The organism is Castellaniella sp. (assembly GCF_034675845.1).
In the GTDB taxonomy this organism is placed as follows: domain Bacteria; phylum Pseudomonadota; class Gammaproteobacteria; order Burkholderiales; family Burkholderiaceae_B; genus Castellaniella.
On sequence record NZ_JAUCCU010000001.1, the window covers coordinates 925,196 to 937,275 of the forward strand.

Sequence of the window (12,080 nt, forward strand, 5' to 3'; positions counted from 1 at the left end):
TATGACTTTTTGTTATTAACTTAGGAGCAGCCCAGAATCAAGCGCCTGCACCAGACAGGCAGGCTGCTAAACCCGTTTTGCCAAACGCAATCACTGCTGTCTGGGCGGGATTGCCCAGACAGCAAAAGCCAATAGCATCAGACAAATCCCGATGCTCATGATGTTGGTCCCATTCCACCCCATCCAGGTCAGCAAAAACGCAGGTGCAAACGCGCCCAGCGTCGCCATCACGGCAATGCCCAGATCGTTCAAGCCCTGGACCTTGACGGCAAAACCAGACCAGTCTTCGAGCCCTTGCGTCAGCAAAGCGCTGCCGCCCACATAAGTGAAATTCCAGCCCAAGCCCAGGACGACCAAAGAAAGGGTCAAGGTCAGGTAATCATGGGCAACTATGTTGATGACGCTGCTTAGAAGCAGCAATAAGATGCCACCGTAAACAATCGCCCTTAAGCCAAGCCGTTGGATGAGCGCGCCGGTAAAGAAAGAAGGCGCAAACATCGCCAGCACATGCCACTGAATGGCGGTGCTGATATCGGAAAAATGCACCTGCCGGTCGGACATATACATAGACGACTGGATCATCAGCAAGTTCATCAAGCCATAGCCCACCGCCGCCAGCAGGATTGCCAGTGCCACGGCCTTGTTTTTCAGAACCGCATACAAGCCGATAGACTGAGCGGCTGATTCATGCTCAGCACCGCGCTGAGGAGGAATGGCTTTGACACACAAGTTCAGCACCAGCGAGACCAGCGCCAAACCGACGAACGCGGCATAGCAAGCCGCAAAAGCCGGCAACGCACCAAAATCCTTCAGATACGTCGTCAATAAAGGGCCAAAAACGGCCGCCAGCACACCCCCCGCCACCACCAGTGAAATTGCGCGCGGCTTCAGGTGGGCAGCAATCGCGTCCGTTGCGGCAAAACGGTTGAAATTGGCAAATGCAATATAGACGCCCAGCAAGGCATGGGCCACGATCAGTAAGGAAAAAATCTGCTTTTCGATAGCCAGAAAACCTGCAACCCCCGACGCAGCCAGCGGGATGGTGGCCAGCAGAAATGAATTTTTTCTGCCTATCCTGGTCATCAAGCGGGCGGCCGGGTAGGTCATCAACATGACAAAAAGAAACTGAAAACCATACGGCACCGTGGACAGCCATAGTTCTGGCGCCAAGGTCGCCCCCACCAGGGCAGCCATAGTCACCGACATCACGGCGGTGGTCAGATTGACCGACTGCGCCAGAAAATAAATGTATGTCTTAAAAGGCAGACTATCTCTCATCATCCAGGTCCATTGATCCAGCCACCGGGAGTGTAGCCTTCATTACCCCGGTTCATAAGCGGTATCCCATTAAAAAAAGGCCCCGCAGGGCCTTCTGATGTGCAGTAGAGGATTACTGCATGGCAATCGTGGTATTGATATCCGTGGGGTGTGCCTGCCAGCGAGCCGTAATGGTCTTGGTTTGAGTCCAAAAATAAATCGACTGGCGGCCATTGGGGCCCAAATCGCCTAATTTGGATGCCCGCGAACCGGTAAAGCTGAACCAGGCGACTGGCACCGGAATGGGAATATTGATGCCCACCTGACCGACGTCGATGTGGTTCTGGAAATAACGGGCATGACCGCCATCCTGGGTGAAGATGGACGTGCCATTGCCGTTTGGATTGGCATTGACGAATTCAACGGCCTCTTCCAGGGTATCGACCAGGACCACGGACAAGACCGGTCCGAAGATTTCTTCTTCGTAGATGGTCATGTCGGCCTTGACCTTATTGAAGATGGTCGGACCGACGAAGTTGCCGTGCTCGTAGCCGGGCACCTGGACACCCCGGCCATCCAGCAAGAGTTCCGCGCCTTCATCCACGCCTTTCTGGATCAGGCCTTCAACGCGTTTTTTGGCGGCGGGTGAAATCAGCGGCCCCAGATCGGCCTGACGGTCAGTGCCAACGTTGATCTTCAGCTTACGGGCGCGTTCGACAAAATCCGGCAGCCACTGCTGGGCCTCGCCCACCAGCACCAGCACGGAAATTGCCATGCAGCGTTCTCCGGCGGCGCCAAAGGCAGCCCCCAGCATGGAGTTCAGGGCGGCTTCGCGATCGGCATCCGGCATGATGACGCTATGGTTTTTAGCACCCATCATGGCCTGGCAGCGTTTTCCGGCATCCGAGGAACGGCGGTAGATTTCGGTGCCTACCCGCGTGGAACCAATAAAGGACACGGCCTTGATGTCAGGATGATCGCACAGAGTGCCTGCCACGTCCTGGCCACCATGCACGACATTCAGCACACCAGGAGGCAGGCCGGCCTGCAAGGCCAGCTCGGCCACCATCAGGGATGCGGTGGGGTCTTGTTCGGAGGGCTTATAGACAAAGGTATTGCCCATGGTGACGGCAATGGGAAACATCCAGCACGGCAACATCACCGGAAAATTGAAGGCCGTGATGCCGGCGCAAACCCCCAGCGGCTGCAGCACGTTGTAGACATCGATGCCGGTGGCCGCATTTTCTGCGTAATCCCCCAGTTGCAGAACATTGGCCGACACGGCATGTTCGACGCCTTCGAGGCCGCGGGCGACCTCGCCTTCTGCATCAGGCAAGGTCTTGCCGTGTTCACGCGACAGGACTTCAGCGATTTTTGTGGCATTCTGGCGCAGCAAATAGGCCAGATCGGTCATGATCTGGCGGCGCTTGGCCTGGCTGACATTGCGCCAGGTCTTGAAGGCTTCTTTGGAGTTGGCAATGGCCCGTTCGACCTCGGCCGGGGTGGCAAACGGTACCCGCGCAACGATTTCCTGGGTGGCCGGATTGATGATGTCGCGCCATTCCTGGGTTTCGGACTGGACCAGTTTCCCGTCGATCAGTAGTGGGACGCGTGGGATATCGCTCATGCAAAGCTCCTTAGTAGGCAGATCGGGCCGCCTGGCAAGCCAAGCCGGATTTGTCTCGGTGTGTGGGCTGTGCGTGTCAGGCCAATCATTGCCCGCCGCCAGCTATTCAAATCAGTGTAGTTGTGTAAAAAACTTATTACCAGCAAAATATTTGCACATTGCTTGACGAATTTTGCACAAGGAAATCCATGCACGACTGGGATGCCATTCGCTATTTTTTAGAGGTCGCCCGCACGCAACGCGCCAGCGCTGCGGCCCTGCGGCTGGGGGTGCAGCACAGTACCGTCACCCGCCGCATCCGGGCGCTGGAAGCCGGGCTGGGCGTCATGCTGTTCGAGAAATCCCGGGCCAACGGCTTTACCCTGACCGAAGAAGGCCAGCAGTTCTTTGTCTATGCCGAGCAGGTTGAAAGCGCCCTGCTGGCTGCCCAGGAAGCCCTGTCAGGCGCGGCCCAGGGTTTGACCGGACACCTGCGGATTGGCTCCACCGAGGGCTTTGGCAGCACGATCCTGACACCCCTGATGGTGGATTTCCAGCGCCGCCACCCCGGCATCACGCTGGATATCATGCCGGTGCCCCGCTATATCAGCCTGTCAAAGCGCGAAGCCGACATCGCCATTGCCCTGGAGCGCCCCCAGCACGGCCCCTATCTGTGCACAAAACTCGCAGAATATGCCTTGAAGCTATACGGGACGCGCGACTATCTGGACCGCCACCCGCCCATACACCAACGATCCGACCTCAGTCACCACACTTTTATCGGCTACGTGGACGAACTGCTGTTCAGCGACCGGCTGCGATATCTGGATGATTGGGTACAGGCCAGCCAGGTGGTGTTTCGCAGCACCAGCGTGCTGGCCCAGTATCAGGCGGTTTTAGGAGGCCAGGCGCTGGCCATCCTGCCGTGTTTTCTGGCGGCCCAGGACAGCCGTCTGGCGCCCGTGCTGAATGCGGACATCCACGTCAGCCGCAGCTTCTGGATGTACTGCCACGAGGATCTGCGCCAGACACGACGGGTCATGGCCATCTGGGACTATCTGAAGCAAGCGATCAAGCTGAACCAGGACTTGCTGCTGGGCGAGCAGCGCACATTGCAGATCCCAAGCTGAGCTAAGCAGTGGCAGGAGCTGCGGCGCGGCGCGGCTTGCGCATGCGCGTGCGCCGCCACAGCAGCCCCAACCCCAGGGCCAAGAACAAAACGTGCACCAACCAGACTCCGACCCCGAAAGACAAGGTCCCATTGGCAATCCAGCCGCGCGAGAGATTGATCAGATTCATGTAAAACAGCGCCAGCAGCCCCGCCAACAATAAATCGCCCGAACGCCCCAGGCGGGGATTGACCGCCCCCAGGGGCAGCGCAATCAAGGCCAGGTTCAGGACGGCAATCGGCAGCGCCAGACGCCACATCAGCTGTGACAGGGATTCGTCATCGCCCCGCACCAGCAGGTCTGACGTAGGACGGGCCTTGATTTCCTGCAGGGCTTTCTGGCGGGCCGCTTCCAGGGCGCCTGGGCCGGTCCGGCTCTCGATGCGCACCCCGTAATTATCAAAATCCAGCAGGCGCAATTCCGGCGTACCGGGCTTCAGGTCGTAGCGATGACCAGGCCCCAGCACCAGAAACCTGTCGCCGTTGTCCTCGGTGCGGATGGCGGCGCTGTCTGCCGTGATCACGCTGAGCCAATCCGGCTCGATCACCCGGGCGACCACCCGCCCCAGCTCATCGTCCGGGTTTTTAGGGGATTCGGCAAAAAACACCCGCTGGCCGTCGTCGGTCTCGATGAACTGTCCAGCCGTGACCTTGGATAAATCAGAGCGCTGCTCGAAGCGCTGGCGGTATTCGGCAATCTGGCCATAGGCCCAGGGCGAGGCCACCAAGGTCAGCACTGCGACCAGCGCCGCCACGGGCACGGAAAACATCATCACCGGACGCAGCCAACTGCCCAGAGACAAGCCGCTGGCAAACCACACCGGCATTTCGGATTCGCGATAGCTGCGGGTCACCGTCGTCAGCACGGCCACAAACAGGGCCACCGATAGAATGACCGGCAAGGCCGTGATACTGGAAAACGCAGCCAGCCCCAGCACCACATTGGCCCCGATGTCACCTGCGGCAGCCTGACCCAGCAAGCGCACCAGCAACACGCTGAGCCAGACCACCAGCAACGTGGAAAACACGATGCCGGCATGGCTGGTGATCTCGGAAAAAACAGCGCGTTTAAACAATGACATGGGAAAATGCGGAATAATGAACTGTTAATCCCGAAAGCGTGTGATGCCTGAAGCGACACACGGATAGCTGGACCAAAGGAAAATACGAATGGAATTTAGCACAAGCACCGCAACCGCCCTGCATACCCTAAAGACCCAGGCGCTGGCCGTGGGTGTCTTTCAGGACGGCATCCTGAGCCCTGCCGCCGATGCATTGGATCAGGCCACCAATGGCGCGATTCGTGCCGTCACACAAGCCGAATTCGATGCCGCGCCCGGCAGCAGCCTGACCCTGCATGCGCCGCCGGCGTCACGGCGGCACGCGTCATTTTACTCGGTCTGGGTAGCCAGGAAAAACTCTCTGCCGCCACCCTGGCAAAAGCCCACCAGACGCTGGCGGCGTATTGCGTGCGCGCAGGCGTCGCGACCGCCGTGTCCACCCTCTGCAGCCTGGATTGCCCCGGCGCGCCGGTCGCCGACTTGGCCCGCACCACAGCCCGCCTCGTCAGCGCCGCCACGTACCGCTACAACCAGACCTTCAGCCAGGCCAAGCCCACTGTGCAGTTGCGCAGCTTCACGCTGATCCTGTCCCGCAGCCAGGCAGCCCAGGCCAAAATCGGCCTCGCACAAGGCGCCGCCATCGGTGCCGGTGTCAATCTCGCCCGCCTGCTGGGCGATTTGCCGCCCAATGTCTGCACCCCTACCTATCTGGGTCAGACGGCCCGCGATCTGGCCAAGCAATACAAAACCCTCAAGGCCGAAGTCCTGGATCAGAAAAAAATCGAAGCCCTGAATATGGGCTCCTTTCTGTCCGTGGCCCGCGGCTCGGTGCAACCGCCCGCCTTTATCGTGCTGCGTCACAGCCCCAGCCAGCCAGCCGACCGCAAGGCCGCCCCGATTGTGCTGGTGGGCAAAGGCATCACCTTCGATGCGGGCGGCATCTCGCTCAAGCCCGGCCCTGCCATGGACGAAATGAAATTCGATATGTGCGGCGCAGCCAGCGTACTGGGCACCATGCGCGCAGTGGCCGAACTTGACCTGCCCCGTGAAATCATCGCCATCGTCCCCAGCTGCGAGAACCTCCCCAGCGGCGCGGCCCTGAAGCCCGGCGACATCATTACCAGCATGTCTGGCCAGACCATCGAGGTCCTGAACACCGACGCCGAGGGCCGTCTGATCCTGTGCGATGCCCTGACCTACGCCGAACGCTTCAACCCCGCCGCCGTCATTGACGTTGCCACCCTGACCGGGGCCTGCGTCATTGCGCTGGGACATGTCAACAGCGGCCTGTTCACCCAGGACGAGACCCTGGCGACCGATCTGCTGGCCGCTGGTCACCAAGCCCAGGACCCCGCCTGGCGCATGCCCCTCGAAGACGCCTACCAGGATCAGCTGAAATCAAATTTTGCCGATATGGCCAATATCGGCGGACGACCCGCCGGCTCCACCACAGCCGCCTGCTTCCTGTCGCGTTTTACCGGCAAATACCGCTGGGCACACCTGGACATCGCCGGCACGGCGTGGCTGGAAGGCAAACAAAAAGGCGCCACTGGCCGCCCCGTCCCACTGCTGATGCAATACCTGTTGGGCCAATCCCAGGCATGAGCCGGATTGACTTTGCCTATGGTGCGGCACACCGCCTGCTGGCGGCATGCCGCACCACGGCCCGGCATGTCCAGGCCGGGCACCGTCTACTGGTCTACTGCACTGACCCAAAGCGCCTGCGCCGCTTCGATGGCCTGCTCTGGGAATTCGACCCGATCAGCTTCATCCCGCATGCCCTGCCGGATGATCCCCTGGCTGATCAGGTGCCCGTCATTTTGTTGCCGGACGCCGCTGCACTGGCACAGGCGCCGGACGCAAAATGGCTGCTCAACCTGGACCTGGACTGCCCACCCGACGCCCAACGTCACGCGCGCATCCTGGAAATCGTCTCGCACCACGCAGCCGATCAGCAGGCCGCCCGCCAGCGCTGGGCCCACTACCGCCAGGCGGGCCACGATGTCCACGGCCACCAGTTACCGGCGGGAACCTGAGCCATCAACTTTGGTCTAATCCTTATCTCGCTGGACGTTGACGTTCAGCTTCATGTAAGATTCAAGAAACCTTCGGCTATCCTCTATACTGCAGGATTAGACTGATCCGACACTAGACAGGAAAACATCATGTCCGATTTTCGCCAATCTCTACCTCGTGCCGGCACTTACGACGGTTCGGTCACCGCGCGTAACCGCGTGCTGCGCAATACCTACTGGCTGCTCGCCCTCTCTTTGATCCCCACAGTATTGGGGGCCGCGCTGGGCCTGACATCCGGCTTCAACCAGTTCATGCTCGACAGCCCCGGCACCAGCACCATGGTGTTCCTGGTGGGCGCATTCGGCCTGATGTTCCTGGTCGAACGGAATAAGAACTCATCCCTGGGGGTGGCCCTGCTGCTGGGCTTTACCTTCTTCATGGGCCTGATGCTGTCACGCCTGCTGGGTCATGTGCTGGGCATGGGCAACGGCGCCCAACTGATCATGCTGGCCTTTGGCGGCACTGCGGCGGTCTTTGGCACCATGGCCACGGTAGCCAGCACCACAAAACGCGATTTCACCCACCTGCAGAAGTTCCTGTTCGTCGGTGTCATCCTGCTGCTGGTGGCCATGGTGGCCAATATGTTCCTGCAGATCCCAGCCCTGATGCTGACCCTGTCCGTCCTGGCCATCGGTATTTTCTCTGCCTTCTTGCTGGTTGATTTGCAGCGCATCATCAATGGCGGTGAAACCAACTACGTCTCGGCCACGCTGGCGGTCTACCTGGACCTGTACAACATCTTCACCAATTTGCTGATGCTGTTGGGGATCTTCGGCGGCAGCCGCGACTGATATACACATCATCGGTACAGCATGGCGGGCTCCGGCCCGCCATTTTTTTGGGTGCTCAAGCGTTTCTGGCTGGCAGTTTCCTGACCCCTTCAAGGGCGATCAGCCCCACCGCCAGCCAGATCGGCCCGTAGGTCAACCACTGGGACGGCGCCACCGGCTCGCCCATCAGCAAAAATGCCACCCAGAACAGCAACACCGGCTCTACATAGCTGAGCAGACCAAACAGGCCCAGCGGCAACAGTCGGCTGGCCGCCAGATACATGGACAGCGAAACGACGCTCAGCAAGCCCAAAAACGGCACCTGCAGCAGCAAACGCGGGTGGTCTGCAAAAATACGGGCGGCCTCGATCGCCTGAGCCTGCAGAATCAGGACCGCAACCGGCAGCAAGAACAGCATATCGAACCACAGGCTGCTAAGCGCATCGACCTGCAGGCGGCGGCGCAGCATGAAATACGGCGGATATCCCAGCGCCACCAGTGCAGTGGCCCAGGACACCGAGCCCAACCGCCACCATTCGTGGCCGACGCCCAGCAAGGCAAACCCGACTGCCCAGAGCTGCCAGTTGCTGAGGCGTTCGCGATACACCAGCCGACCCACCAGCACCATGACCAGCGGCAGCAGAAAATAGCCCATGGATACGTTCAGGGCATAGCCGTGCAAAGGCGCCCAGACGAACAGCCAAAGCTGCACCCCCAGCAAAGCCGAGCACAACAGCATTGCCGCCAAGAAACGTCCTCGTTTGAATCGATGCACCGTCGTGCGCAATGCCGTCCAGCCCCGTGCGCGGTGCACAACCAGCGCCATCATGGGCAAGCCCATCAGAATGCGCCAGGCAAACACAATGTCGCCGTCGAACGGCTGCATCAGCGTCGCATAAAAATACATGCCTGCAAACAAGGCCGAGGACGCGACCGACAGAATGATGCCACGCTGCATAAAAGACAAACCTGGAAAGAGACTCAATAACGCTGCAGATCCATGAGAACCTGGCGAGTACGCAAGGGGGTATCCAGCAGTTCATCCAGACGCTCCCGCAATGCCTGTCGCAGGACTGGTTCAGTGGTGGCGTCGTCGAAATCGGGCGCAGGCGTATCCAGCCCATAGCCCGCCTGTTCCAGCAGCAGCCATTCGAAGCGCCGCAAGACAGCGGCATGTGGCCGACTGTCGCTCAAGGCATTCAAGGCGGTTTCATAGGCATCATAGACGCCGGGATGCGGGTCTTCCCGAGCCAGCAGCCGCATGATCAGTTCATTCAGGTACCAAGCCGACATCATGGCGCGCCCAGCCAACAAGCGCACCGGGCCGGATTCGGCCCGCGTCAGGGTATGAATATCACCCGCGCCGACCGACCAGGACAACCATAAGGGCTGAAATGCCACCAACACCGGACGCAACACTGAATAAGGCCGTTTGGCCCCTTTGGCCACCAGGGCCAGCAGGCCATGGTCCCGGCTGAAGCACTGAACAATCAACGAGGTCTCACGCCAGGGACTGGCATGCAGCACATACGCGGACGCATCCTGGATGCGCGTTCCGCGTTTACTCATAGCCCAGTTCGCGCAGCGTCGCCTCGCGCCCGGACCACCCCTTGCGCACCTTGATGTAAATTTCCAGATGTACGGGCTTGTCCATCAAGCGCACAATATCCTGACGCGCTTCAGTGGCAATCCGCTTCATGTGCTGGCCACCCGCCCCCAGCAGAATAGGCCGATGCGTATCGCGCTCGATGACGACGCAGGCTGCAATGCGCGCACCCATGTCGTTTTCCTCCCATTGCTCGATGACGACCGTACACCCATACGGAAGCTCATCCCCCACCAGTCGGAAGATTTTTTCCCGGATCAGCTCGGAGACCAGAAAACGCACCGACCGATCCGTAAAGGCATCTGCCTCGAACAAGTGTTCGCCGGCAGGCAGGTAGCGGGAAAGTTCCTGCATCAGAATATCGAGCTGCACCCCCCGCAACGCACTAAGCGGCACGACAGCCGCATAAGGAAATTCCTGGGTCAGGCGCGTCACGTAGGCGAACAAGGCGTTCTTGTCCTTCAAGGTATCAACCTTGTTGACCGCCAGAACCACTGGCCGCTGACGCGGCAGCAAGGGCACGACGGCAGCGTCGCCCGCCGACCATTTACCGGCCTCGACCACATGGACCACCACATCGACCTCGGCCAGCGCCTGGGTGACCACGCGATTCATCATGCGGTTCATCGCCCCACCGTGGCGGGTTTGAAACCCCGGCGTATCCACAAAGACAAACTGATCGGTCCCCTGGGTCAGCACACCATGAATACGATGGCGCGTGGTCTGGGCTTTACGCGAAACAATAGATAGTTTTGTACCGATCAGGGCGTTGCCCAGCGTGGACTTACCCACATTGGGCCGCCCCACCAGCGCTACAAACCCGCAACGACTGGTCGGCTGGCCATCCCCCTGGGGAGCATCCGCGTCCGAAGCAGTAGAAGAATCTGGATGAGTCATGGTTTCTCCGGGGAAACGGGGGGGGACTGAAACGAGATGGTCGGCTTATGGTGCCGACGCCGGGACCGCTTGACGGGCCCCAGGGCCTGCAAGACGGCAATCACCTGCGTGGCGACCGCCTGTTCTGCGGCACGTCGGCTGCTGCCTGAGGCCTGCAGCTGGATATCCAGCGACGGTACCGCACAACAGACCTCGAAGATCTGGTCGTGCGCCGCGCCATGGATGGACAGAACATCGTAATGCGGCAAATCCAGGCCCCGTCCCTGCAGAATTTCCTGCAACTGGGTCTTGGGGTCCTTGCCGCTGGCCCGAACGTCCAGATGATCCAATAAGGGACGGTATAAATGTTCGATAACGCCCCGCACCTGATCGTAGCCGCCATCGAGATACAGAGCACCCAAAATGGCCTCGACCGCATCGGCCAGAATGGACGGGCGGCGAAAACCACCACTTTTCAGTTCGCCTTCTCCCAGGCGCAGATAATCGGACAAAGACAAGCGCTGAGCAATATCAGCCAGCGTGGATTGCTTGACCAGATTGGCCCGAACCCGCGACAGATCGCCTTCGTCCATTTCTGCGTGTTCGGCAAACAACAGGGTGGAAACCACGAAATTCAGCACCGAATCGCCCAGAAATTCCAGGCGTTCGTTGTGCGGCATGCCATGGCTGCGATGCGTCAGGGCCTGCACCAGCAGCCCCTGATCCCGATAGTGATAACCCAGGGCTGTCTGCAATCGATCCAGACCGGCCATCAACGGAACCCTCCGATGCGGCTGGGAGAGCCAAAATTCATCCAGACGAAGAATGCCCGACCTACCAGATAGCTGTCTGGCACAAAACCCCAGTAACGGCTATCCAGACTATTGTCGCGGTTATCCCCCATCATGAAATAATGGCCCGCAGGGACGGTGCAGCGCACCCCATCGCTTAGATAATCACAGTTTTTGAAATCAGGAAAGCGCGTGATCGGCATGATGTCCTGAGCACTCGTGGCGTTCAGCAAGATCCGATGGGACGCCTGCCCCAATTGTTCTTGGTACTGGCCTACATACACGGCCCGGTCAGGTTCGTAGTAATCGCCATCGCGGGTGCGCGGCACCGGCTGGCCATTGATCGACAGATTTTTATTGCGATATTCGACTACATCACCCGGCAAGCCGACCACGCGCTTGATGTAGTCCACATTGGGGTCCACCGGGTAGCGGAACACCACCACGTCGCCACGATCAGGGGTGCCCAGAGGAATAATTTTCTGATCGACGACCGGCAGCCGGATGCCATACTGAAATTTATTCACCAAAATCAGGTCGCCGTTCTCCAGGGTGGGCAGCATGGACCCGGACGGAATTCTGAAGGGCTCGACCACAAACGAGCGCAGCACAAAAACAAACAAGATCACCGGAAAGAAACTGACGCAGTATTCCACCCACCACGGGGCCTGAAATGCCTGGTCGTAGGCTTGTTTGCATTCAGCCTGCAAAGCCTGGTCATCCAGGCCACCTGCATTATTGCGGCAGGCCTGGGCAGCGGCCTCGGCCCGCGTCCGACGGCTGGCCCGCAGGCGAAAACGATCCAGCAGCCAGACCAGGCCAGTCACCACCAAAGCAATAAACAGCAACAGGGCAAAATCCCAACTCAT

11 protein-coding genes and 1 pseudogene are annotated in these 12,080 nt (G+C 59.6%); 4 read left to right on the plus strand and 8 right to left on the minus strand.

Annotation, left to right across the window (positions count from 1 at the left end; all coding sequences use genetic code 11):
• Window positions 1-90: 90 nt before the first annotated feature.
• Both VDP81_RS04520 and VDP81_RS04525 read right to left on the minus strand, forming a co-directional pair.
• Window positions 91-1,281, minus strand: coding sequence for an MFS transporter (locus tag VDP81_RS04520; protein WP_322996831.1), 1,191 nt, complete (start codon window positions 1,279-1,281; stop codon window positions 91-93).
• 109 nt (window positions 1,282-1,390) lie between these two features.
• Window positions 1,391-2,884, minus strand: a complete 1,494-nt coding sequence (locus VDP81_RS04525) for a CoA-acylating methylmalonate-semialdehyde dehydrogenase (RefSeq protein ID WP_322996830.1) — start codon at window positions 2,882-2,884, stop codon at window positions 1,391-1,393.
• Between the two features lie 188 nt (window positions 2,885-3,072).
• Between VDP81_RS04525 and VDP81_RS04530 the strand changes: the two genes are divergently transcribed.
• A complete protein-coding gene (locus VDP81_RS04530) occupies window positions 3,073-3,993 on the plus strand; it encodes a LysR family transcriptional regulator (protein ID WP_323011676.1) in 921 nt (306 codons plus the stop codon).
• 1 nt (window position 3,994) lies between these two features.
• Here VDP81_RS04530 and lptF read toward each other — a convergent pair whose 3' ends face one another.
• Complete coding sequence (gene lptF, locus VDP81_RS04535) at window positions 3,995-5,113, minus strand: LPS export ABC transporter permease LptF (RefSeq protein ID WP_322996828.1); 1,119 nt, start codon at window positions 5,111-5,113, stop codon at window positions 3,995-3,997.
• A gap of 88 nt (window positions 5,114-5,201) precedes the next feature.
• Between lptF and VDP81_RS04540 the strand changes: the two are divergent.
• The 3 genes and pseudogenes from VDP81_RS04540 (at window position 5,202) to VDP81_RS04550 (ending at window position 7,959) form a co-directional block, all read left to right on the plus strand.
• Window positions 5,202-6,697, plus strand: a pseudogene (locus VDP81_RS04540) (leucyl aminopeptidase).
• On the plus strand, window positions 6,694-7,128 hold the full coding sequence (locus VDP81_RS04545; RefSeq protein ID WP_322996827.1) for a DNA polymerase III subunit chi: 435 nt from the start codon (window positions 6,694-6,696) through the stop codon (window positions 7,126-7,128). The pseudogene VDP81_RS04540 and the gene VDP81_RS04545 overlap by 4 nt, the downstream one beginning before the upstream one ends.
• A 129-nt stretch (window positions 7,129-7,257) precedes the next feature.
• Window positions 7,258-7,959, plus strand: a complete 702-nt coding sequence (locus tag VDP81_RS04550; RefSeq protein ID WP_322996826.1) for a Bax inhibitor-1/YccA family protein — start codon at window positions 7,258-7,260, stop codon at window positions 7,957-7,959.
• A gap of 55 nt (window positions 7,960-8,014) precedes the next feature.
• On the opposite strand, the gene rarD is transcribed toward VDP81_RS04550, so the two are convergent.
• The 5 genes from rarD to lepB are packed head-to-tail and all read right to left on the minus strand — an operon-like array spanning window position 8,015 to window position 12,080.
• Window positions 8,015-8,896, minus strand: coding sequence for an EamA family transporter RarD (gene rarD, locus VDP81_RS04555; RefSeq protein WP_323011677.1), 882 nt, complete (start codon window positions 8,894-8,896; stop codon window positions 8,015-8,017).
• Between the two features lie 23 nt (window positions 8,897-8,919).
• Window positions 8,920-9,507 carry a DNA repair protein RecO gene (gene recO, locus VDP81_RS04560; RefSeq protein WP_322996824.1) on the minus strand — a complete coding sequence of 196 codons (588 nt, stop codon included), beginning with the start codon at window positions 9,505-9,507 and terminating at the stop codon, window positions 8,920-8,922.
• On the minus strand, window positions 9,500-10,441 hold the full coding sequence (gene era / locus VDP81_RS04565) for a GTPase Era (protein WP_323011678.1): 942 nt from the start codon (window positions 10,439-10,441) through the stop codon (window positions 9,500-9,502). The genes recO and era overlap by 8 nt, the downstream gene beginning before the upstream one ends.
• A complete protein-coding gene (gene rnc / locus VDP81_RS04570) occupies window positions 10,438-11,193 on the minus strand; it encodes a ribonuclease III (RefSeq protein WP_322996822.1) in 756 nt (251 codons plus the stop codon). The genes era and rnc overlap by 4 nt, the downstream gene beginning before the upstream one ends.
• Complete coding sequence (lepB, locus tag VDP81_RS04575; protein ID WP_323011679.1) at window positions 11,193-12,080, minus strand: signal peptidase I; 888 nt, start codon at window positions 12,078-12,080, stop codon at window positions 11,193-11,195. Before lepB ends, rnc begins: the two co-directional genes overlap by 1 nt.